Source organism: Solibacillus sp. FSL R7-0668 (assembly GCF_038006205.1).
Classification (GTDB): Bacteria; Bacillota; Bacilli; order Bacillales_A; family Planococcaceae; genus Solibacillus.
Map to the genome: position 1 here is coordinate 1,938,115 of NZ_JBBOUU010000001.1, position 22,719 is coordinate 1,960,833.

General features: G+C 38.7%; 20 protein-coding genes and 1 pseudogene. 4 read left to right on the forward strand and 17 right to left on the reverse strand.

The window, feature by feature from the left end:
• Nucleotides 1–90: 90 nt before the first annotated feature.
• The 5 genes and pseudogenes from MKX47_RS09460 to MKX47_RS09480 form a co-directional block, all read right to left on the reverse strand.
• Complete coding sequence (locus tag MKX47_RS09460) at nucleotides 91–2,457, reverse strand: virulence-associated E family protein (RefSeq protein WP_340773389.1); 2,367 nt, start codon at nucleotides 2,455–2,457, stop codon at nucleotides 91–93.
• Nucleotides 2,454–2,888 (reverse strand): DUF7768 domain-containing protein, encoded by a 435-nt coding sequence (locus MKX47_RS09465; RefSeq protein WP_340773392.1) that lies wholly within the window; start codon nucleotides 2,886–2,888, stop codon nucleotides 2,454–2,456. The genes MKX47_RS09460 and MKX47_RS09465 overlap by 4 nt, the downstream gene beginning before the upstream one ends.
• Nucleotides 2,888–3,640, reverse strand: a complete 753-nt coding sequence (locus tag MKX47_RS09470; protein ID WP_340773394.1) for a phage antirepressor KilAC domain-containing protein — start codon at nucleotides 3,638–3,640, stop codon at nucleotides 2,888–2,890. The genes MKX47_RS09465 and MKX47_RS09470 overlap by 1 nt, the downstream gene beginning before the upstream one ends.
• A 384-nt stretch (nucleotides 3,641–4,024) precedes the next feature.
• Entirely contained in the window at nucleotides 4,025–4,243 is a 219-nt protein-coding gene (locus tag MKX47_RS09475; RefSeq protein ID WP_039236448.1) for a hypothetical protein, read from the reverse strand.
• 25 nt (nucleotides 4,244–4,268) lie between these two features.
• Nucleotides 4,269–4,959 (reverse strand): annotated as a pseudogene (locus tag MKX47_RS09480) (GAP family protein).
• A 127-nt stretch (nucleotides 4,960–5,086) separates the two neighbouring features.
• On the opposite strand from MKX47_RS09480, the gene MKX47_RS09485 reads away from it, so the two are divergent.
• Nucleotides 5,087–5,686 carry a TetR/AcrR family transcriptional regulator gene (locus MKX47_RS09485; protein WP_137743047.1) on the forward strand — a complete coding sequence of 200 codons (600 nt, stop codon included), beginning with the start codon at nucleotides 5,087–5,089 and terminating at the stop codon, nucleotides 5,684–5,686.
• A 284-nt stretch (nucleotides 5,687–5,970) separates the two neighbouring features.
• On the opposite strand, the gene MKX47_RS09490 is transcribed toward MKX47_RS09485, so the two are convergent.
• The 6 genes from MKX47_RS09490 to MKX47_RS09515 all read right to left on the reverse strand — a co-directional run bounded on the left by MKX47_RS09490 (nucleotide 5,971) and on the right by MKX47_RS09515 (nucleotide 10,756).
• Entirely contained in the window at nucleotides 5,971–7,905 is a 1,935-nt protein-coding gene (locus MKX47_RS09490; RefSeq protein ID WP_340773404.1) for a DNA polymerase, read from the reverse strand.
• 72 nt (nucleotides 7,906–7,977) lie between these two features.
• Nucleotides 7,978–8,526 (reverse strand): DUF2815 family protein, encoded by a 549-nt coding sequence (locus tag MKX47_RS09495; protein WP_340773405.1) that lies wholly within the window; start codon nucleotides 8,524–8,526, stop codon nucleotides 7,978–7,980.
• Complete coding sequence (locus MKX47_RS09500; RefSeq protein WP_340773406.1) at nucleotides 8,519–9,667, reverse strand: DUF2800 domain-containing protein; 1,149 nt, start codon at nucleotides 9,665–9,667, stop codon at nucleotides 8,519–8,521. Before MKX47_RS09500 ends, MKX47_RS09495 begins: the two co-directional genes overlap by 8 nt.
• On the reverse strand, nucleotides 9,660–9,983 hold the full coding sequence (locus tag MKX47_RS09505; RefSeq protein ID WP_026561415.1) for a hypothetical protein: 324 nt from the start codon (nucleotides 9,981–9,983) through the stop codon (nucleotides 9,660–9,662). Before MKX47_RS09505 ends, MKX47_RS09500 begins: the two co-directional genes overlap by 8 nt.
• Nucleotides 9,958–10,176, reverse strand: a complete 219-nt coding sequence (locus MKX47_RS09510; protein WP_000682242.1) for a hypothetical protein — start codon at nucleotides 10,174–10,176, stop codon at nucleotides 9,958–9,960. Before MKX47_RS09510 ends, MKX47_RS09505 begins: the two co-directional genes overlap by 26 nt.
• A 46-nt stretch (nucleotides 10,177–10,222) precedes the next feature.
• Entirely contained in the window at nucleotides 10,223–10,756 is a 534-nt protein-coding gene (locus MKX47_RS09515; RefSeq protein WP_340773410.1) for an ECF-type sigma factor, read from the reverse strand.
• 461 nt (nucleotides 10,757–11,217) lie between these two features.
• On the opposite strand from MKX47_RS09515, the gene MKX47_RS09520 reads away from it, so the two are divergent.
• Complete coding sequence (locus tag MKX47_RS09520) at nucleotides 11,218–12,423, forward strand: CGNR zinc finger domain-containing protein (protein WP_340773412.1); 1,206 nt, start codon at nucleotides 11,218–11,220, stop codon at nucleotides 12,421–12,423.
• 47 nt (nucleotides 12,424–12,470) lie between these two features.
• On the opposite strand, the gene MKX47_RS09525 is transcribed toward MKX47_RS09520, so the two are convergent.
• The 6 genes from MKX47_RS09525 to rlmD form a co-directional block, all read right to left on the reverse strand.
• Nucleotides 12,471–13,751, reverse strand: a complete 1,281-nt coding sequence (locus MKX47_RS09525) for an LlaJI family restriction endonuclease (RefSeq protein ID WP_340773414.1) — start codon at nucleotides 13,749–13,751, stop codon at nucleotides 12,471–12,473.
• A 17-nt stretch (nucleotides 13,752–13,768) separates the two neighbouring features.
• Entirely contained in the window at nucleotides 13,769–15,754 is a 1,986-nt protein-coding gene (locus tag MKX47_RS09530; protein ID WP_340773417.1) for an McrB family protein, read from the reverse strand.
• Between the two features lie 3 nt (nucleotides 15,755–15,757).
• Nucleotides 15,758–16,819 carry a DNA cytosine methyltransferase gene (locus MKX47_RS09535; protein ID WP_340773418.1) on the reverse strand — a complete coding sequence of 354 codons (1,062 nt, stop codon included), beginning with the start codon at nucleotides 16,817–16,819 and terminating at the stop codon, nucleotides 15,758–15,760.
• The gene (locus MKX47_RS09540) at nucleotides 16,816–17,541 is read right to left on the reverse strand and encodes a DNA-methyltransferase (protein ID WP_340773420.1); all 726 of its coding nucleotides are present in this window, start codon (nucleotides 17,539–17,541) and stop codon (nucleotides 16,816–16,818) included. The genes MKX47_RS09535 and MKX47_RS09540 overlap by 4 nt, the downstream gene beginning before the upstream one ends.
• Before the next feature lie 37 nt (nucleotides 17,542–17,578).
• Entirely contained in the window at nucleotides 17,579–17,791 is a 213-nt protein-coding gene (locus tag MKX47_RS09545) for a helix-turn-helix domain-containing protein (protein ID WP_046058007.1), read from the reverse strand.
• A gap of 338 nt (nucleotides 17,792–18,129) precedes the next feature.
• A complete protein-coding gene (gene rlmD / locus MKX47_RS09550; protein ID WP_340773424.1) occupies nucleotides 18,130–19,527 on the reverse strand; it encodes a 23S rRNA (uracil(1939)-C(5))-methyltransferase RlmD in 1,398 nt (465 codons plus the stop codon).
• Nucleotides 19,528–19,812: 285 nt separating this feature from the next.
• Between rlmD and MKX47_RS09555 the strand changes: the two genes are divergently transcribed.
• Nucleotides 19,813–21,897, forward strand: a complete 2,085-nt coding sequence (locus tag MKX47_RS09555) for a DUF2339 domain-containing protein (protein WP_340773426.1) — start codon at nucleotides 19,813–19,815, stop codon at nucleotides 21,895–21,897.
• A gap of 156 nt (nucleotides 21,898–22,053) precedes the next feature.
• On the forward strand, nucleotides 22,054–22,659 hold the full coding sequence (locus MKX47_RS09560) for an AAA family ATPase (protein WP_340777772.1): 606 nt from the start codon (nucleotides 22,054–22,056) through the stop codon (nucleotides 22,657–22,659).
• Nucleotides 22,660–22,719 lie beyond the last annotated feature (60 nt).

Sequence of the window (22,719 nt, forward strand, 5' to 3'; positions counted from 1 at the left end):
TTCTTGTTCCACTTGTTCCGAACCGTTGATTTTCCTTATCGTTACTAGCTTTACGTAAAGAACCAGTATGGGAACAGAGTAAGGGACAACTTAGCGTTGTTCCTCGGCTCGGGAATAAGCTCGTTGCTTTCCGTAGACAGGAAACGTTACAACACCATTCTTGTTCCCAGTGTACTTGTTCCACTCACTGATCTTTCTCATAATGCCACCGATGGCATAGGAATCTGAAGGCTTTAGCATTGATGCCTCTTTACCGAAACACTCACACCAAATTTCCATATTACAGACAAGGGTTCTTTTTACTGTTCCAACACGGGTGCCGCCGCCAAATTCGCTACCGCCGAGGAAATTTCTACGCTCGTACAAAGACATCGTGTCCCAATCATCCGGCAAGAGCGTATCCAAGTAAGTACGAACTAGTCCTTCTCGTTCATCTGTTTCCATGGCATCTGCCTGTTCACTAGTTGCCATGGATACATCATCACCTTCAAGGTAGAGTTTTTCACCCCTCTCATAAAGAACTAGTGCCTCTGCCCAAATCTGCTGTACTTCCTCTTTGGTCATCTGCCAAGCTTTCTTTTTACTATTGCCACTAATGCGGACTGGCCAGAATCTACGGTTACCCGTAATATCCCGAAGAAATCCGCTTTCGGCATTGGTAGAACCTACAATCACGCATTGACGGGGATGGCTTTCCACGTTGACTCCATAACTGGCACGGTATTTATCATCTGCCCTCGAAATAAAGGACTTCACAATCTCCACATCCGTCTTACGCATTCCAGCAAGCTCACCCAGTTCTAACAACCAATATCCCTGAAGTTTTTCAGCACCTGATTTATCTTTCATGTCCGTAATGGTCAAACTATCTGAAAACCAATCCCCTGCAAGCTTCGCAAAGAAGGTTGACTTACCGATACCTTGAGGACCGTTTAAGATTAGAACACTATCAAACTTTGTACCTGGTCTATAAATACGGGCTACCGCTGCAACCATCGTTTTGCGAATAATTGCCTTTGTGTAGGAATTATCTGTTGCACCGAAATAATCAATTAGTAGATTTTCTACTCGGCTAATACCATCCCATTTTGGCAGGGAGTCCAGATACTCCTTAACAGGATGGTAGGCTCGCTCAGCCGCTACCGCTAACACAGCGTCCTTGGTCTTGGTAGGTGAATAGACCCCGTATTTGCTGCTTAAATACACTTTAAGAAGTGCATTATCTGAATCATTCCAACCCGCCTTGATCTGTTCCCAAGGCAGACCACCTTTGGCATCAATACCATCACGGTGGCAATTAAAAGCGATATGCTGTAATTCCTTATCATGCCGAATAATCAAAACGATGTTGTCCAGTGTGTCTTTTATTCGGCCTTGCTTATCCAATTCCAAAGCTGTCTGCCAATCCTCATCACTAAACTCCTCTTCAGCCTGTGCCTGTCTCTCCTTAGCAAACTCAGCTTTTACTCTTTCATCTTTTATAGCAAACTCGCACATTGCCACAAAAGATGGCATCTTACCAGGAGCTGTAGTGGTAGTAGCTTTATCATCTAAAGAACCGAATTTATGAATACGAACGAGATCAAAAGCATTGAGGAGTAATCCACTTGCTGGGTCTGTAGCATGGTGGCTGTATGCGAATTTATCATCATAGATAATCACACCGGCACTACTATCAGCTGGAATATAATCGTATCGTCCTTCCATAGCAGAAGGGGCATAAACTGCACCTAAGAATTTCTCAATTGCTTCACGTACGGGATAGGCACGACAGAATGTTCCTACCACACCTTCCTTTAAAAGCGGGTCTGCTTGCTCTTTAAGACTGCGATTAATAACCTCAGACTGCCTGCTTGATACGGGCCAAGTTGATGTATCTCGCCAGTTTTCATATTTTGAAAGATAAATATCCGGGTTAAGTAATGCTCCATCCTGCTCTTCGTAGACAAATTCACCGTTAGAGGAAGTGGATGGCCAATACATAAGGCGATGGGCTTCATATGTCGTATCATCGAAAAGATCTATGCCAATTTCTTTTGCCACCATACGTCCAACTGCTGCATATTCTTCTTCGCTGATTTCACGAGCAAGGGGAACGATAAGCCTGAGTCTTGGATTTTCCGGTGTGTGCTTATGGGTGGAGTAAACGCAACATTTGTAGTCGAAAAGCATACTGATTTGTTCCCAGATATCCGGTCTACCGTAATCCATATCAAGGGTAAGCAAAGAACGGCATAAAACATTGCCCTTCTTTCGCCTTCCTTCTTTTAAATGCCCTCCGACAAAGCCACCCACGTCTTTGATATCATCTTGCTGGCCTTTTTTAAGTTTCCGATATTCTTCTACCGTTTCTGTAGTACGTTGGGTTGTCTTTACACGGGAGCAAAAATCCTCCCAGGAGATATCTTTGTTTTTCCATTTTCTATCCATCCGGCTATTGCCCACTGCAATTTTCATAAGCTTTCAACCTCCTCATGCACCGGACTAAAATACCTGACCGTTTGCCTGCGTTTCTTGGCTACTTCAATCTCCCTTGCCATACCGCTTGAGATGGTATTGCCCAGCACCCACACCTCGGAGCATTTGCCCATAAGCACGATGTCCATAAATATGGCAAGCTCCCGTTCTTCGGGATTTTCATCATCCATAAACTGAGGAAACATAAGATGGGGAGCAATTGGGATACAGTTTTGGTCTAGAGCAAACCTGCAAAAACTGCGAGCCTTTTTAATGTTTCCTTCTACATCACCGGAATAGGGAGAACAGATATATACAAGCGGCTTAAAGGCAGATTTTTTCTCTGCCTTTTCCTTTCTCATTATGTTGGTCAGTGCTTCATGGGGAGTTGGGTCATGGTATCCTTCATGGTTAAATTTGTTGATTCCCATTACACACCCTCCATTTCTATCTGTGGCAAAATACCGTCTGCCTTCATCAGTTCGTAAATGAAGAGTCTGCCTTTTTGTGTCCAATATGTATGGACCTTTGTATGCTGTTGCCCATTACTGCCAAGGTAGCTATGAGTCTTAGTGCTGGTGTAACCTTTTTCCGCATACTTCTGATATAAAAGCCAAATGCCGCCTTGTTTAAATTGGATGCCCTTTTTATTAAGATAGCGGTTCATCCAAATAGCTGACTTACCGTAATCTTTGGCGATTGCTGATGTGGAAATGAGGTCTTTGCAATTTAAAACCACATCGTAATAAGACACTTTCGGTTTCATTTCTGCAATTTGCTGAATCTGAACAGCAATCGTACCTTCAAGCATTTTATTTTGTTTCCTTACTTGAGTTAGCTGTTGATTGGCAATCTGAAGTGCCCTTGCCATGATCGCTTCTGGGGAATTCCATCTTCTTTCTATTTCAAGAAAGTATTGACGGCACTCTTTCCCTTTAGGAGTACGCTGTATCATGCACAGCTCTTTTGCCATGTCAATTGTTAACTGATGGTCTATGCTTGGTCTGCCTCCAGTACTTTCGCTCAAAAATGAGCTAAAGTCTGATCCTTCCTCAAATCCGTACTCACACATTCTTGGAAACCAATCTTTATAAGCGGTCTTTACATCCAAGGCTTCATGTAAATCACGACCGAGTACGGTTGGTCGTTGATTTTCATAATTGATTTTTACTAATTCGTCCATACGAATTACCTCCTGCAATATAGTCAGAGGAAAGTTCCTCTACCTAATAGCCACAGGAGGTAATGATTGTTGAGGATTTAAAAAAAATAAATTATACATCCGATTGTTTTTCGGAATTTGAGTATGTAAAATAGATTTAACAGTTGATTCAGTAATTTTCTACTTTAACAAACGGACTAGATTGATAAACAAGAAATGGTAACGTAAACAGTAATAGGCCTATAGTGATTTGGGGCTAATAGGAAAAGAGAAAAACAGTCATTTTGGTATCATATTTTATCTATGACCTGGATGAGTAAGGTTGGTAGAGTCTGAGGAGAATCAATTAAAATAAAAAATACAGAGCGAGAAATTCTCACTCTGTATTTTTTATTTTTGCATCGTTCACTTATCGCTTTTACTTGATGTTATTTTACGAGTGGCTAAAGCTATGATCCCACCAACTGCAATAAATACAATGTCCAAAACGATTTCCAACCCTTGAAACGCATCAATATAATTTACTAAAAACCAACTTTTTCCTCCATTAGTCAAATGATTGATTAATCCTCCTACTCCCTGAATAATAAAAAGTAGGCTGAGTCCACTGATAATTTCTTTCATGATGAACACCTCTTTAATATTTTTTCTAATTTAATATGCCTCTAAGACCGATATTAAAAAAAACTGCACCTATGACTCCTATCGCTACCAAGAGTGAAGAGATTGGAGCTTCATTTAATTTTGACCTCATTTTAACAAGAATTTGTTGCAACCTTTCTTTAAATATAATATTAACCCCTAATAGAAATAGAGAAGGAAGCACCATTACTAGATTGTATCCAATAATTATTAAGATAGCAGGTGTAGTCTCAATTGTTTGATGATACATTAAAAAGATTGAATAGAAGTAAGGCAGTGCCGTTACAAATTCAATTAGGAAAACAATGATCCCTAATATAATCATCCCTTTAATAGTTGTATTATTGGGGATAAATGAAATTAAACGTTTTTTTTGTAGTCTCTTTTGGTTTACTGAAGCTTATAAGAACAAGAACTGCTCCAAGTAGGATATAAAACCAATTGATAAAGTCAAACTGAGACAATTGTTCTATTCTCTTCAATAATGAATTTCCACCAAAGTAGAGTAATAAACCCGTGATGAAATAGCCTAACTGCGTGATGAATAAAAACACAAATAAACGAGAAGATAACTGATTCGGTTGTGTCAGTAATAAATAGGCTGTTACAGTCAGTACACCGGGACTTAAAATATCAATTAAAGCACACAAAAAAATAATCATTAATGCTGAAGAAATGTCTAATGATGAAGAAGGCATCAATGCTTCAATAGTTTCGATCAAACAAACTAGTCCTCCTTTAAATGTTGTGGTATTATCTATTTAACACATCGTGCTATAAAAAGATAATAACACACTGTGCTAAATAAAGGAAGTGATTTTTATAATGCCAAAAATTGTTGATCATGATGAAAAGCGCAAACAAATTGCTGAGGCTGCATGGAATATTATTGGGAAAGAAGGGGTTGAGAAAGCGTCTATACGAAGAGTTGCAGCTGAGGCAGGGATGTCTTCTGGTGCGTTAAGACATTATTTTTCAACTCAAGATGAAATGTTATTATTTATTATGAATTACTACTTAGAAGAAGGGAAAAAACGTTCTCAAAATATAGAATGGTCAGAAAACCCAGTGCAGGCAGTAGAAGAAGTTTTATTAGAGCTAGTACCAATAGATGAAGAAAAGAAAATTGAAACGAGTGTTTGGTGGATTCTTGCATTACGTTCACTTACAAGTGATACAATAAAGGACAAAAAAGATGAAATGACGGACGGTACATATGAATTAGCAAATTCAATGATTGAAATCTTAGCTCTAAAAGGCGTATTATCAGATTCAATGAATGCAGAATTAGAAAAGAGTAGGTTAACGGCATTAATAGAGGGATTGTCGATTCATGCTTTATTAAGACCTGATGTATACTCTCCAGAAAAGGTGAAGGAAGTTATTCGTTATCATTTAGAGACACTCTGCAATAAAATCAATTAAGCTAATCGGTCGATGTATCAATTATTGTCCCATGTGTTTTTAATAGATTTAGTCTTACCCCTTGATTTATTATTAACTTTATAGAGAGAGGAGTCAAAATCGGTTCTTTCACTATATTTCTTCAAGATTCGAATTTTAACCCTTTATTCCACAAAAATGGAGCGTTTATTAAACAAACAAGATAGCACGTGCCGGTCATAAAATAAGTGCTATCCTGTTTTCATTATTTAAAAATTGAAGGTCTTTTAACCTCCTCCCACACGATTATCCGATTACCAATTAATTTAATCTTTTTGATAAAACAGACACTCATAGCCATCAGCACTAAGTAACAGGCCATTTGCCCATGTTGGTGTCCTAGCCATCTGTTCACAAATAGCGGAAAGTGACATTCCCATATCCGCATCGATGATAATTTCATCGTGTACATGAGCCACAATAGAACAATTCTTTAACGTCTGCATGGCATGACACAAAATGTCACGACTGATTGCCTGAACAATATTCTCTACAAATTTGGGTCCATAGCTTTCGATTCTTTCCCATTTCTTCGTCCCACCGACACCTTCATAAGTAACCGACTCACCGCCGAACACGTTCTCTCCCATACGGGGTTTCACATAGGCAAGCCGTCTACCAGAAGGAAGGACAATGAAGAGCATTCCACTTTGATAGATAAATTTAATGCCGTGTGTCGCTGTGGGAGTTTTTTGCTTAACACAAGTTTTTACTGCACGGTTAACATCCCACCACAATTTTGTGATATTGGGATTGGACTGTCTCCAAGCCGTTACAAGAGGCTGAAGTTCCTCTTCTTCAATTCCCATCTCTAAAGCACCCATTGATTTTAATGCTCCAATAGATCCTCCGTAACCGAGAGCAAGTTCAGCAATTTTCCCTTTTTGACGAAGGTGCCCGTTTACACCATGCTTTTCAACAGGTACATTAAACATCTGAGAGGCACTGGCACAGTAGATGTCACCGCCGTTTTGGAATACATCTAATCTCCATTTTTCACCTGCAAGCCAAGCAATGACGCGAGCCTCAATCGCTGAAAAATCTGCCACAATGAACTTCATACCTTCTCGTGGTATAAAAGCAGTACGGATAAGCTCCGACAGTACCTCTGGGATTGAATCATATAGTAAAGTAAGAGCATCAAAGTTTCCGCTTCGAACTAAAGCACGAGCCTGTTCCAAATCGGACATATGGTTTTGGGGTAGATTTTGCAACTGAATCAGCCTGCCAGAGAATCTGCCGGTTCTGTTGGCTCCGTAAAACTGAAACATTCCTCTTGCACGACCGTCACTACATACCGCATTCTCCATTGCTGTGTATTTTTTCACCGATGATTTTGCAAGTTGTTGCCGAAGTTCCAAAACAGTGCCTAGTGGTTCAGGTGCTGTCTTTAACATCTCAGCAACCGCTTTTTTACCAAGGGTATCTGTTTCTAGCCCGTTATCGGCAAGCCAGTCTTTCATTTGTTGTACAGAGTTCGGATTCTCTAAATTAGTTATATCTTGCATTAAAGCCATTAGCTTTTTACGGGAATGTTCATCTATTGCAACAGCCTGTTTTACGAAAGTCATGTCAATGGCAATGCCACGGTCATTGATTACCTGGTCGAGATGATATTCCTCCCAGATGGCCTCCGGTACTGGAAACTTAGATAACTTCTGCTGTATTGACATTTCGGCTTCTACATCACGAAGGTTATATGCTTTAAAACGCTCCCATTTATCCACGTCATGTTCCGGCAGATTACGAATTCGGCCACCATTTGATTTAGTAGGGGAGCAAGGTGTACAGAAATATTTAATGAGGTCTTTACCCTCTGTTAACTTTTGTTTCTCCAAACCTAGAACTGCACCAACTCCCTCCAAAGAAAGAGGTAATCCCATATATGCCGACCATATCATGGAACATTTCCAGGATGCAGGATCAAGATAATCTGCAAGGTTAAGCCATTTTGATAGACACACACGCTCAAACATTGCATTGAAAGCCCACTTGGTAACGAAATCATCCATAAGTGCGTTTATGATTTCATCGGGGATTTCCTCCCCACTGGCAAGGTCAACCACCTGTACTTCACCGCCATCCACCGAATAACCAAATAGTAGAATTTCAAAATCATCACTCTCGGCATAACGGTAAACTCCAGACTTCTGAAGGTTGGCACTACTAAATGTTTCAATATCAATAGAAATAGAATTCATATATTACCGCCCTTTCCAATGCAAACGAGGTGGCAGAAGAACAACCTCCACCACCTCGTCTGTATTTATTCCTTATGCTAGAAAATCATCATCATCAATAGTTGTGAAGTCATCAGCTGCATTGGTTCTTCCGCCTAAAGGCTCTCCATCTCTTATCTTCTGGATGTTGCCAAGACCACACGCTACACCCTTATTGCCATTAGAGTTAAAAGCATAGAAATTTAGGGATACTCTTGCATAACAACCGCTGTAAACCTCGTTGCGATCCAAGATAGGTCTGACTGCTTTATCTACTATTTGGGGTGGAGTCTTGCTGTTGGTATTTACAAAATAATGCCCTTTATAAGCCTCATCATCACGTTCTACATCACCATCACGAAGTGGTAGTTTAATAGCCGCCTTATTCGGCTTTTTACCACCAAACTTTGCAATGCCCTCTTCAATGGCTGCATCTACTGCTGCATTGATAGCATTGATAGTTTCCTTATCTGTTTTGGGAATCAATACGGATACACTGTATTTTTCCGCTCCGCCATTGATGGATACGGGTTCCCAGCCGTGAAAGTAGCTAAGACGTGTGTTGACGCTTGTAACAACCTTAGTTCTGTTTTGATTATTCATATTCCGATTCCTCCGTTATTTCGTTAAATTCGTTTTTTACGTTTGATATATTCATAGCTGGCCGCTTATCCGAAATTGGAACCAGCGTTGGCTTACCTGGTGGTTTATGTATGAGACCACCGAGGATTTCTTCGAATTTCGATTTACTCATCAGCTTCTGCATTTCCGTAAGGGTAATGAGACTCTGACGGTAGATATCTTTATAGCCATTTGCCTTGGCTGCTTCAGCCACAGCCTCTTCGTCCTTATATTTACGGATAGACCTGCCCTCGACTACCTTAAAACCGTGCCACTCTTTCCCGTGATTAACGGCAGCATCCGTGGCATAAGCAATGATTTCATTTGCCCACTTTGTAAGGTCGGACAATTTAGAGAGAACTTCCTCAATTTCAGAATCCGTAAGCAGGGGTGGCAGTTTAAACTCCATCTGTGCTAATTTCAGCTTTTCTTCTGCTCTTGCACGGCATTTGACAGCCGCTCGACAGAAAGTACACCATTCACCTGGAAGATAGTCACCTTCGCCTTCATAGGCCTTCTTCGCCTTTGGCTTCAGTTCATTTTCTGCCCAGTCTTTTAATTCCTTTACCGGGATTGTCCATGTGCTGACATTTTCCCTGCGGGGTTGGAAGATGGTCATGGAAACCTCCTCGATGTCATACAGGCTATCATAGATTTCCAAAGCTCCAAGGGCATATAATTTCATTTGCGGATTATCTACCGCATCTACCAGCACACCCAAACCATACTTAAAATCGATAATATGAAGCTTTTTATCGCCAATGATGATGCAGTCACCAGTTCCGAACCCCTGTGGTACATAGCAGGAAAAATCAAGACGTTGTTCAATAAGTATTAACGGGTCCGTACAGCTTTGCCTTGCCAGTTCAAGCTGCTCCATTACAAATTCCACATAGGCATCGCTGTGTTCTTCCATCTCATCGGTGTTATAAGCCGAGACAGGACGCTTACTCCTCATGTGAAGTCCTTTTTTAAGTTTATGTTCACAGAGAGCATGGGCGGCTGTACCTTCAGCGGCCGCATTGGATTCGCTATTTTCAAATTCTAGTTCCAATCTTGCAGATGGAAGGCAATTAAGCCACCTATGGGACCCTGATGCGGAAAGTACTGCGTGATCACTCATTACCTAGTACCTCCGCATCTTTCAACATATCTGCATAATGTTTTGGGTCAACTTCGCTTAATTTAGAGCCACCGTATTTTTGGATGATTTCCCTCACTTGGGCAGTAAGGCCAACCTGACTTTTTTCAGCAAGTTTTGCTCTGACTTCCTCCAGAGTGATTTCCTTTTTCTTTGGCGCAGATTCTTTTACGGTTGTAGTCGGTTCTTTTGTTTCCACAGGTTCATTGCCGGCCATTACATCAGCAACCGCTTGTATACTGTCCGCCAAAGAACGCATATCAGAAACCACATCAAGAAGTAGTTTGATTTTGCTCATGGTTTAATCCTCCCTCCTTAATCTCACTGATGGCGAGTTCCTGAACGGTGTCACCCGGAACAAGGATAGTCAGTTTCTGCTTATCACCAAGTAAGAAACGAAGGAAACGCTCCCTTATGGTGACATTACGACAGGAAACAATCCCGCCAGATTGTGGAGTTTTTGAAACACTGATTTTCAAATTGTGTTTCATGTTCTTCACCTCTTTCCGAGAGCGTTTATGTGTTGCCCTCTACCTATTAGCCCTGGCAAGAGGGGAAAGTTGAGGATTCTGGAAAAACTTTTTTGAAATTCTTCTTAGCTGTATCTAAACGGTGTGAAATGGCACTTTTACTAACACCCTCACGCTCTGCATACTCTGTTACAGAAACACCATCTAGGAATATAGCAATCAATAACTCTGCTTGTTTTTCCTTGAGGGTCTTGCGGATAATTTCACAGAGGTATTCATACTCTACTTGTTTCTCTCGAATCACTTCATCGGTGTTATCAGGGAAATAGTCCATATGGTCCGTAGCATCTTCGGATTCATCATCCTTGCGGAATGGTTTCTTTGGCATCCCTCTGTGCCTATCAAATTTATGCCAGTTATTGTACTCAGGTTTGTTGAAACGCTCGTCCATAATCTCTTGTGGAGAACGGCGTGTTACAGTTCCCTTGTCCTCGACAGAAGACAGCCTGTCCTCGTAATCTGCATCAATCATTAAGGTGAAGTCCTCGTCTGGTACCTCTAGATAGATAGATTTGTTTTCGTGCTGAATTCTAATTTTCATTTTGCATCCTTTCCGCCGGACTGCATTGGCGGCAAAGGATACAAAAATAGGTCTGTGCCTCGAAGTACACAGACCCTTTGTCCTGAAAATGAGCGCAACAAGGAAAGGTACTTCTATTGCAACGTATAACAATCCTTAACGGACTGAAGCGTAACAATATGTATCCTTTGCCCTTATTGCAAATCAGGCATTTGATATTTTTTTGTAGACAGGATCCGCTCGTCCTATCGGACTACAAAGAACCTATCCTTTGTCTGATTTCATTTTATGACTTCCAAAAAGTAACTGATAGTCAGCATATTAACTATTACTTTTTTAGAATATTTTTCTAATAGTTATTGTTAAGATTATGAAAATGAGATATTATTAACCTATAATTATTTTTATAATTACTAATTTTGGAAAATTAAAATAATAGGTTACTATTACCATTACTTTTGAGTGTTAAGGGGGTTGCGCTAATGGCTCAAAATACTGAAAATTTTTTTGAAAATAATTTATTTCGATTTGGCAGTTGCTCCTGTGATTGCGTTGAAGATATCATTCATACTGCACCTGGACAGCCAGAGAAACGAGTTTTAAAGATACAAGCTGTACCAACAGATACCATTCACTTTGCTTTCGCAGCTGGTGATGTAGGATTAGTTCGTCTTGGTACCAAAGGTGCATTAATTGAAAAGAATATACTGGGTAATTTAATCTCTATTAAAAGTGGGGACACTGCTGAATTATTTAGTTTTTTCAAAAGAAATGGTTTCTTTTTTAACGTAAGCAGTACAGAATATGAGGAGATTGACGGGGCATTAATCTTTGAATTAATTAGTAGAATTAGAGCAACCGTAGAGCTTATGAGTGCCCTTACAGCGATCCGTAGAGATTATGACAGGATATTGCACTTAACTTTATATTTGCTTTTATCGGAGCCTATCGCTTTAGACCTTCCTTCACTGGAAACCCCATATACAACCTGTAAGCATCCTTTTTTAGAGAAAATAAAAAACGCCTCTAATCTACCAGTAGTAGACCGAGGTCAAGAAAGTTTTGATAAATATACATATTCGATTTGTGATACCATCTACTCTCCAATTTATGAGTTGGATATTAATGACTACAATGATATTGTTGGTGGTTATATGAAATCCAAAATTGGGTCTGATAATCCTTATTTTAAGAACCTAACACTTTTATACTGTAATGGAATTTATGAAGATCTGCGGCTCCGGGAAATCATTGATTTTCTATTTCACTATCAATATGATGTTGGCATTATAAAAGCAATTGACTATGAAAATGGCATAGAATATTTCACAGCACCAGACAGAGACAATTTTGATAAACCTCTCAAAGATGCTTTAATTAAAGTTGCACAAATTGTGTTAGGGGAAGAAGTAAATGCTAATCTTGATGGCATTCACCCTCAATACGATGCTGTTAAAATGTCTCCATCTTGGAACATTGATACTTTGATGGCGGCACTTTACTTTTCAATTTTTTATATGACTCAATCTGAATTATATCGCCGTTGTGCTAATCCAAACTGTGGTGTGTATTTTCTTGTAAGAACCACTTCAACACGGAAAAGATACTGTTCAGATGAATGCCGTAACAGATTCCAGCAACATAAACACCGACAAAAGAAACGTTCCGAGCTAGAACGACTTGAATGAAAAAAGGCCTCTGCTATACAGTTAAACTGCATAACAGAGACCTTTCTTCAGTTATTCTCTTGTAATTTAGGTGGCGGCACTTCACCTTTAGAAAGAACCGCCTCTATGCAATCTGCTAATTGCACTTTGAATTTTATAGGATTTCCAGTATACACGTACATTAAGTATCTAGTATCTACCACAATTCCTTGAATTCTTTCATAGTTTAATTTATTAGATTTCCAATCTCCAACTGCCTCTCCTATTGTTCCAATAGGTTCCCCTAAGTTAAAGTAGTTATCTGCCATATTGTATGGCATTATGAAAGCATTAAATAGTGACTCATTAGCTATTTTTCGAGTTTGATGTAAATACTCACCATACGTAATCTGCTTATTTATCGAGGATGCATTAGGTAAGTCGTCTGGATTACCAGTTCGCCCATATTTATAGTACTTGGCATCTAATACATAATACTTACCGTTGTATATCATAATACTATCTGGAAGCAACGGACGCTTTTCTTTGTATTTACCATAGTCAAGCAGCCAGCGAGTTCGAGGAAAGTATTTGTCTTTATCCTTCTCTCCAAATACTCTATCTATCAATCTCTCCCAAACGCCTTCAAAGTTATCTGTACCAAAGTAAAATTGCTTTTCAGATGTCTTTTCATCCAAATATTCTAGCATATCCTTCATAGCCTTAAATAATCTCTTATCTTTATCATTGAAGGTGTGCATCAATTTATCATTGATTATGATAATTGATGTTTTTATATCAGGATGTGGACCTGGTGGTGGCGGCATATATGGAACATATAACCAACCCAATTTTTCAAAGCTCTCATAAACGCAATACCTGTTAATCTGGGTTATAAGTTTTGTTTCATTAGGTGTAACCGAACGGACTGTAAATTGTGTATAAATAAGCGAGTTTACACCATCTTTTTGTTGTACAAGCGGAGTCTGATTCCGGAATGTTTTGGGCCAATGAGCACTACCTCTTGCACTTGTTACATAGGTTGGATCTGTTTCAACGTAATACTGCCCGCCTTTTCCTAAGTAATAATTGATTACTTCTAAGTAGGCATGGATGGGAAAGTCCACAGTCTGTGGTGCCTCGAATTTATTCATTGCAAGCACACGGTCTTTTTTTTCTGTGAATTCCGAAAGCACTTGAAAAAGATGCTTTATATCAGTCCTAATTTCTGCATCTGTTTCAGGCAACTGATATCCTAATGGAAAATAGACGATAGCATCATCGGAATCCGCCTTCACTCCTACAAAACGATCTCCATCTTCATTCGTATTTACATGGCAGCGCCTTCTAATATCTAAATCTCTCTCCATATAGAATCACCGCCCTACTAGTTTTGCCTAGTGTTATTCTGATTTGTAAATGCATCACGTACATTTTGTTTAAATATTTCAAAACGTTCAAATTTCTTAGATTGCATAAATTTACGGATAACTGCTTCTAAACTTTGATATTCGTTTGTCTCAAAGATTACCTCACGTGAGAATTTGAATGCATCATCCCACAAGTACTTGATAACCTTTTCTGGGAATCTACGATTTTGTTGCATTGCATCTCTGATTTCAACAAGACGCATTTCTTCTTCAGAAGTAAGAATTCCTTCCTTTTCTTTTTCACAAAGGCTTTCATATTCACCCTCTGTCCTATCTTCAGATGCGGCATTATACTTTAAATCTCTCAAATGCACAAAATACGCACCCAATCTTTTGTCTTCTGCAGAAGTCATCCTTGCGTTGTTTCCAACAATAATATCATTGATAGAAACACAGAAATTTTTCCATGTAACCGTTGTATCTAGAATCTCTGCATTTGCAAAGTTCGAATCCACTCTCTCAAAACTGTTTTCGATCATACGCATTTCCCATCTACGTTGAAAAGCAGTATCCAAAGTAAATACATTTTGATCAGATGTATTCATTGTTCCTATAATAGAGAGGTTTGATGGAATACGAACCTTGCGTCTGGCATCCCCATAAACCACAAGCGCTATATTTTTATTAGTAATTCCATATTCGCTTGTACCAATAGGAAACTCGTCATCATCATCTTTAATTTCTACTTTTCTATCGAGTAGTTGGAACACTTCTCCAAAAATTGCTGGTGCATTTCCACGGTTAATTTCTTCAATTATAAGAATGTATTCTTTCTGAGGATTAACATATGCATCATGCAAAATAGTAGTGAATGGACCTGGGGTAAACTTGTAGCTAACTTGTCCATCTTCCGATACATCCGGTAAAATCTGACCAATAAAATCAGAGTAGGTGTAATCAGGGTGGAATACCAATCGTTCCACATTACTGTCCTTCTTGCAATACTCATGTTCGATAGTCCAACTCTTACCAGAACCTGGAACGCCATAAAGCAGTATATTTCTCCCCCCAGCAACCCTAGATGTTTCGTATGTATATTCACTTGAGCCTTCCCGAAGATACATATTCTCTGTTTCACTAACTTCAGGCGTTAAAATATATCTAGTATTTGATAAGCTTAAAGACGCATCGACACGCTTTTGATATGCCCTCAACTTATCTCCTAACCCATCTTTAATAGCAACTCCATTTGCATTGCCATATGTTAAAAATGGATTTAATTTATCCGATAGTGCAGATTTTAATATACGGAGTGAACCCTTTGCTTCTTTTCTATCGTTAATATCAACTGCAGATTCTTCTTCCTCCAGCAATTTCATATATACACTGTTCATATTAAAGATGATATCTTGATCCCCATCAGTTAGTTTGTACACCGCTTCCTCAGATATATAAACAAGCAAATGCAACAAAGCTTCTTCAAATGTAGATTCAATAGGGATATTTAACCCTATCCATGATAAGAGAACTTTTGAATACTGTTCATCGTCTGAGGATAGCACTGTATCAAGAATATCCATATTTTTTGTGAACAGGAGAGTTTTAGGATATCTTTTACCGCCAGTTCTCTCAGATGATGCTGGCATATTGTTGTCAAACTTAATTTTTGCAACACGCCAAATTAATTCAAATGCCACAATCAATGATTCTAGCTGTGATTTGAACAACTGGTTATTATTCACACGTTCAAGAAACTGTTCATCGGAAATTCCAATAGACGAATAAATAGGGTGATACTTTTCAATCAATCTAGTTTTTAACTCATCTGAAACTTCTATTGAATTACCTGCTTCTTTCGAGTATGCAAGTTCATCTGGATTGTTTGATGCTCTCCAAAACATCATTAATAATCCCAAGGTTGCCTTTACACTTGGTAAAGAAGATTTAATTCCTAGTTTTAAATCCACTTCTGGATATTTAACCATATTGTCTGGTCTTAACATTTTTTATCCTCCTGTTATATCATTCATAACAACCGTTGCAATAGCTTTGGCAAGCAATGGCGGAACAGCATTTCCAACTTGCTTCATCTGTGAACCTTTTGTACCTATAAAATGAAACGTATCAGGAAACGACTGAATCCTTGCAGCCTCTCGCACGGTTATTGCTCGATGTAAAAATGGATGAGTGAACTTACCAGAAGAAGGAGTATCAAATCTAGTTGTAATAGTTACAGATATCTCATCTTTGACCATCCTAGTCCAGGTTCCACTATAGATTGATTTAGTTAAATGTTCTTTAGGTAATACCTCTTTCCCTCTATTTGGAGGTATCATCTTTAATCTCTCAATTGCCAGCTCTGAATGTTTTGTCGCTTTATGATTATATAGATTATCGCTACCTTCGCGCATCATACGTTGATATTCACTTTGAGGAGGGTACCTATATGAATCACATTCTACACCTTCACCTGAATTTAAATATGCTAGATCACTAATTGCATCCCATATTGTAACTTTATAATCAAGTGGTCTTGGCATTGCAATTGCAGATTCTCCTTGTTTACCAATAATCACAGCTCTTCTTCTATTTTGAGGAACACCATAGTCGGCGGCATTGAGTGTGTCTGTTGACAATGTATATCCTAAACCCTCAAATAAATCTATAATTTCTTCCTTAAAGTAACCATTCTCCGCAGTTAAAAGATTCGGTACATTTTCCATTACAAAATATCGTGGACGTACAAAATCAACAACAGCTACAAAGTACTTAAATAAAAAGTTCCGTTCATCGTTGATGGTTTTTCTTTGTCCTTTCTGGGAAAACCCCTGACAGGGAGGGCCTCCAATAATAACATCTACCTTTCTACGATACTCATGAAATATTTTTTCAATGGGTAAATTTGTAATATCCTCAACAATCATTTTTGTATTTGGATGATTTAATTTATATGCTTTAGCTATAGATTCGTCATATTCATTTGCGAGCACAATATTAAAACCGGCCATTTCAAACCCAAGCGAAAGACCACCAACGCCCGCAAACAAATCAATCACTGTTGGCTTCATTCTTTCACCTCTTGAATACGGCGTGTAGCGATTTGAAAATAATCCTCACTTATTTCTACACCTATGAAATTCCTATTATTTAATTTTGCAGCCACACCGGCACTACCGCTACCCATAAAGGGATCAAGAACCGTCTCTCCTTCATTGGTCAGCACTTTAACAAAGAACTCCATCAATTGTACAGGTTTTTGTGTTGGATGTTTACCAAACTTGCGCTCACCGTTTGCTGCAACGCCTGTTTCAATAAAGTCATGTAGCACCTTTCCATCATTATTAAATGTGCCTGTTTTCTTCTTGTAAGTAAAATAAACCCACGCTTCCGTCGAATTAACAAAATGTAGATTCATGTTACGTGGCATAGGATTTAATTTATGCCAAATACCAGTAGTCTTATAATATAGTCCATGTCGCTCTGCAATTTTAATAATACTCTCTACCTTAATAATAGCCATGAATACAATCATAGCTCCACCCTTTTTAAGAACTCGAACGGATTCTTCGAAAAAGCTATCCATTGATTTTTCCCAATCCTCAAAACTTAGATTATCCCAACCAGCAGCCCCAAAAAAGTTATCACGCATCTTCTTTAGATTTGTATCTCTGCCTTTCATGAAATTACCTAAATTGTATGGTGGATCAGTTAATATAAGGTCTATAGAACCATTAGCGAGACGCTTCATAGAACGTATACAGTCTTCGTTATATAATATAGAATCAGCCATAACTCATTTCCTCTGCTTTAAATTTTATTAGTAGTACTTATGACCGATTGTCGAGTTCAACCTCAACAATCTCACTCAACTGGCAATTTAACTCATTACAAATACGCACTAGTACATCAAGAGAAACATATTCATTTTTACGCATCTTAGAAAAAGTACTAGGAGCAATGCCAGTGGCAAGATGCAAATCTGATACACATAACTCTTCATCTATCAATCTCTTCCAGAGTTTTTTATAGTTAACTCCCATTTTGCACCTCTCGTTTACATGGTAAAGTCATACGATTATTAATTATATCACATCTAATTCGAGTTTTCAATATATATTTTGATATCTCGAAACATATTAGTAAAAGTCAAAATGGAGATCCGCACATTCCAATCCTACTTTTTTATACATCTAATCCATCTCCACAACCCCACAAAATTATCTAATCTGTCAACTCAACCCCACGCACTTTATTACATTCGACCTGTTTCCTCAATAAACAAAAACAAGGATTTTCAAGATTGAAAGGCACTACCAGACATCCGGCAGAAAATCCTCCAACCTTGGAAATCCTTTATTTATCAGCCTTTGAATAGACCTTATTTCTCTACCCTTGACATCAAGACAACACACTCAACGTGTGTCGTATGTGGGAATAAGTCGACAGGTTGCACATTTTGAAGCTTGTAGCCAAACGGTAGCAATTCCGTTACATCCTTGGCGAATGTATCTGGGTTGCATGAAACATAGACGATTCGCTTCGGTTGTGAGCGGCCAATACGACGCATTACCTTTCCGCCAGCGCCAGAACGTGGTGGATCAATTAATAAAAGATCCGCAAATCCGAATTGCTCCTGCATTTCAGTTAGCCCTTTTCGTGCATCGCGCGCAAGGAATGTTGTATTATGCAAATCATTGTCAACCGCATTGCGTTTTGCTGATTCAATTGAAGTTTCGACAATCTCGATTCCTGCCAATTCTTTCACACGTGCTGCAAATGGTAGTGAGAATGTGCCAACACCACAAAACAGATCAATCATTCTCTCGTGTTCTTGTGGTTTCCCCACTTCTAACGCAAGCTCGACTAATTTTTCCGCTTGTTTTGGATTTGTTTGGAAAAATGTGTCGAACCATAGACGATAGCGATAGCCCGCCATTTCATCATAAATAAAATCACGTCCCGCTAATAAATGCGTGTCCTCAGATTGTGTGCGGTCTGCCCAGTCGGTATTGACAAGCCACAGCAAGCTTTTCACATTCGGAAACTTTTTAGTAATCCGCGCAACAAGATTTTCAACTGCCCCTGCTAATTCCCCATCAGGTTTTTTTGTCGCAAACAAGGCCAGCATCATTTCGCCCGTTGCAAAGGACTCTCGCACCATTAAATGACGAAGAAGCCCTTCATGTGCATCTTTATTATAGCCTTTGAGACCAAACTCTTTTACCCAGTCGCGAACTTCCAACATACCATCCACCATATTTTCCCCTGCAATTAAACAAGTTTCTAATGGTATAATTTTACGGAAGTTTCCTTGCTCATGCTGCCCCATTTCCCCATCAGGTGAAAACGTGAACTCCATTTTATTACGGTAATGCCACGGATTATCCGCACCAATCGTATCTAGCACAAGCCCCGAATCTAATCCTTCTCGCTCCAGTGCGTTTTTTACTTGCGCCGTTTTATGCTTCAATTGCCCTTCATACGTCCAGTGCTGCCATACACAGCCTCCGCAAAGCTCAAAATGCGGACAAGCGGGTGCCGTTCGCTCTGGACTTGCTACTAAAATTTCGCCCGCCTCTACTTTTCTTCTGCGCTTCTCCGGATTATCAACAACAACCTGCACAGACTCCCCTATGAGTGTTTGCGGAATTGTTAGCTTCAATTTTCTGGGATTATACCCTTTATCACTCTCACGCCAAATAACGGCTTGTCCATTGCCTCTATCATCTAAATGGTCAATTTTCGCAATGAGCGTTTCTTCTTTTATATTCGTCAAGAAATCTTGCCCCTTTCAATCGGTATTTCATCTATTGAAGGTTTGTTTCCACAATGCTTATGTAGTACTTCAAAACAGATAGACATAGTCATTATAACGAATATGCGCCGGAATGCACATTAAGTTGTGACAAGCTTAGTAATTTGATATTGGGTAATAAAGAATTGTGCCTCATTTATTTTAGAGTTAAAGCAAAATTACCAAGGAACATTTTACATACATTAAACCGAAGTGTAAAATTATGCTAACCGCATGTCATTATTTTCATTGAGAGAGGTGGATTGAATGAATAAGGACTCGGAGTTATTAGAGCGTATCGCTACACTTGAACAAGAACTTCACGTATTGCGTACAGAAGTGCAGCGTTTAAAAGCCCATGTAAAGCTTGAACAAACTGTACCTATTCAAAAAGTAGTAGCACCAACAATTGAACGACCAAAACAGCCCGTTCAAAAAGAAGCACCTATTGTCGAAGAACGAAACGCTCCTATTAAAGAGGATCGGTCACTTGAAGAAATCTTTACAAGGGCATTACCAAGAATTTTTATGGTCATTTTAGTGCTCGGTGTTCTGTGGGGCTTGAAGCTTGTGAGTGATTATGGCTTTTTATCGGACAGTATAAAAATTATCGGTGGTTTTGCGTTATCCATTGGTCTTGGTATTTGGGCATTTATAATGGAAAAAAGGCAAAAAGGTTCACGCGTTGTGGCCTTATCGCTCTATGGTGGTGCATTCATTGTCGGGATTTTAGTGACGGCAGCCGGGGCTATTTTATACGATGTCCTTCATCTATATGTCGCACTGATGATGGCACTTGTCTACATTGCATATGGGGTTCTCATTAGTTATGTAAAAGGAAATGAAGCATTAACTGCGCTCGTAATCTTTACATCCTTATTACTACCGTATTTACTTGAATATATGAAATTTAGCGCACTCATTATCGGTGTTTTCATCGTGCTACTCTTCGCTGTTGTGCAAATTGTTATTTGGAAGCATACACAACGCAAGGCGCTCTATATCGGGATGGCCTTTTCTATTTTGGCATTTGGCATCGTTTTCCTATTTAATCATGAGCAAAACGTCTTTTTCGCATTTGCAGTAGTAGTGTTATTTAGCGTCTTTATAGGGAGCTATTTACGATTATATTCTAGTAAAAGTAAAAAACATGCAGCCATGCTATTTAGCTTTACCATCCTAATTTTATCATTAATAAACGTGATGTTAATGCAAAAAGAAGGCGTCCTGCTTATCGTACTTATGCTCCTACTTGGTATTTTAGCTAGTTCTTTATACATCGTATTTAAACACGGGAACAGATTATTAATCGACATGTTTGGTACATTAGCGATCATTACAGTTTTAAATAGTATTGCACAGCTGAATATTTCACGTGAGGTCATACTACTGCTAATGATTATCGTGTCGTTTGCTGGATTGATCATTGCCGTAAAACATGCCATTGTGTTCATGAAATATTTGCAAGGAATGACGTTTTCAATCCTTTCATTTTTCGTTCTCGTCTATTATTTAGTTCAGCCATTTTTCTCTATAGAGCATTTAACGATCGTGCTCGTAAATACGATGCTTGTCGTATTATACTGGGTACTTCGCCGCTATGAGCATACAGCAGCAGAGGAAGATCAACAAGGGCTAATTCGTTTGGAAGATGTTTACCCATGTCTATTATATGTGGTCGCCCTTCTATACATTTGGAAAATCAACTGGGCGTATTTGCCACCCCATTATACGGCCGATTTACTGTTTAGTGCGATTGCGCTTGGGCTTGTATTAGTACTTCTTTTCAAACGTAATCAGATTGGACGTTTCCTGCCATTCCTAGCTACGGGTATTTACGGATTTGCGGCACTTGTGTTAATGTCCACACAATGGGTTGATGAACGGGCCATTACCGTCTCCCTTATCATTCGCATTTTATATGTAGCCATTCTTTGGGGCATTGTTGCAGATTTTTGGAAGCAAGGTAGAATATCTAAGCAATACGAACACCTTGTTAGTCGTTATACAGAGCAACTTACGCTTGTGGGTATGATTATTTCAGTTGTGTGGCTCTTTAATGTAACACACTTCATGAATTTTCATGAGCTAATAAATTGGAGCGCGGCTGTTATTTTAAATACCGTTTCGGTTTTTGTTATTGCTTGTTTATCACTCTTTTTAGCAGCAAAACGTGGTTACCAGCAGCTGAAATTAACCGGCATTGTCCTGCTCTTTTTAGGAATCATTAAAATGATTTTCTTTGATTTATCCGAACTGGATATTTTGATTCGTTCGATACTATTTATTTTCATCGGTGCCATTGGACTTGTAATTTCAAACAAGCTTCTAGGAAAAGGGAAAGCCGATTAAGTGATTGTTTGGAAGTAGCCTTGACGGATTTGTTGGGGCTACTTTTTTATTTTCCTGAACCTGGTGCTAAATCAATATTAAGGTTAAAGCGTTATGCTATTCTACTGTTATAGAATTAATTTTCAATCAATTAATCGTGAGGTGTATTCATTGAAGATGAGCGATAATTTAATAGGAGAAATCAAAGAAGAATATAAAAAACATAAATTAGATAGGCCATTTATTGTCGCAATCGATGGATTAGGTGGTGCTGGAAAAACTACGCTTGTAGATCAACTTGAATTTGAATTAAATAATGTAGTAGCTATTCATATTGATGATCATATTGTTGATACTAGATTAAGATATAATACAGGTCATGATGAATGGTTTGAATATTATCAATTACAATGGAATACTATTTTGTTAAGAGAGAATTTATTCGAAAAGTTACATCAGAATGCAAAGGAATTGTGCTTGTCATTTTATGATAAAGAAAAAAATATCTCGACAATCCGAACAATTAACCTCCCATTAAATAGCATAGTAATTATTGAAGGTATTTTTCTTTTGAGAGAGGAATGGAAGGCGTATTATGATTATATAATATACCTTGATTGTCCTACAGAAGTAAGGTACGAGCGTGTACTTCTACGTGACACATATATAGGGGATTTTGAAGAACGTTTAAGGAAATATCAAAATAGATATTGGTTGGCAGAGGAGTATTATATTAAAAAACAGAATCCTTTTAAAAATGCTCAGCGTATTCTACGGTTTTAATGTTCCTATTAATAACTCATTTTATTATATAAATCTAGGACCTGTGCATATGCGATTTTT

Bases quoted from the DNA above. Each gene is read 5' to 3' on its own strand.
- MKX47_RS09560 (WP_340777772.1), top strand. From the start codon at position 22,054: ATGAGCGATAATTTAATAGGAGAAATCAAAGAAGAATATAAAAAACAT.
- MKX47_RS09460 (WP_340773389.1), bottom strand. From the start codon at position 2,457: ATGAAAATTGCAGTGGGCAATAGCCGGATGGATAGAAAATGGAAAAAC.
- MKX47_RS09530 (WP_340773417.1), bottom strand. From the start codon at position 15,754: ATGTTAAGACCAGACAATATGGTTAAATATCCAGAAGTGGATTTAAAA.
- MKX47_RS09475 (WP_039236448.1), bottom strand. From the start codon at position 4,243: ATGAAAGAAATTATCAGTGGACTCAGCCTACTTTTTATTATTCAGGGA.
- MKX47_RS09465 (WP_340773392.1), bottom strand. From the start codon at position 2,888: ATGGGAATCAACAAATTTAACCATGAAGGATACCATGACCCAACTCCC.
- MKX47_RS09515 (WP_340773410.1), bottom strand. From the start codon at position 10,756: ATGAAAATTAGAATTCAGCACGAAAACAAATCTATCTATCTAGAGGTA.
- MKX47_RS09520 (WP_340773412.1), top strand. From the start codon at position 11,218: ATGGCTCAAAATACTGAAAATTTTTTTGAAAATAATTTATTTCGATTT.
- MKX47_RS09555 (WP_340773426.1), top strand. From the start codon at position 19,813: ATGAATAAGGACTCGGAGTTATTAGAGCGTATCGCTACACTTGAACAA.
- MKX47_RS09510 (WP_000682242.1), bottom strand. From the start codon at position 10,176: ATGAAACACAATTTGAAAATCAGTGTTTCAAAAACTCCACAATCTGGC.
- MKX47_RS09470 (WP_340773394.1), bottom strand. From the start codon at position 3,640: ATGGACGAATTAGTAAAAATCAATTATGAAAATCAACGACCAACCGTA.
- MKX47_RS09495 (WP_340773405.1), bottom strand. From the start codon at position 8,526: ATGAATAATCAAAACAGAACTAAGGTTGTTACAAGCGTCAACACACGT.
- MKX47_RS09500 (WP_340773406.1), bottom strand. From the start codon at position 9,667: ATGAGTGATCACGCAGTACTTTCCGCATCAGGGTCCCATAGGTGGCTT.
- MKX47_RS09525 (WP_340773414.1), bottom strand. From the start codon at position 13,751: ATGGAGAGAGATTTAGATATTAGAAGGCGCTGCCATGTAAATACGAAT.
- MKX47_RS09535 (WP_340773418.1), bottom strand. From the start codon at position 16,819: ATGAAGCCAACAGTGATTGATTTGTTTGCGGGCGTTGGTGGTCTTTCG.
- MKX47_RS09490 (WP_340773404.1), bottom strand. From the start codon at position 7,905: ATGAATTCTATTTCTATTGATATTGAAACATTTAGTAGTGCCAACCTT.
- MKX47_RS09540 (WP_340773420.1), bottom strand. From the start codon at position 17,541: ATGGCTGATTCTATATTATATAACGAAGACTGTATACGTTCTATGAAG.
- MKX47_RS09485 (WP_137743047.1), top strand. From the start codon at position 5,087: ATGCCAAAAATTGTTGATCATGATGAAAAGCGCAAACAAATTGCTGAG.
- MKX47_RS09505 (WP_026561415.1), bottom strand. From the start codon at position 9,983: ATGAGCAAAATCAAACTACTTCTTGATGTGGTTTCTGATATGCGTTCT.
- MKX47_RS09545 (WP_046058007.1), bottom strand. From the start codon at position 17,791: ATGGGAGTTAACTATAAAAAACTCTGGAAGAGATTGATAGATGAAGAG.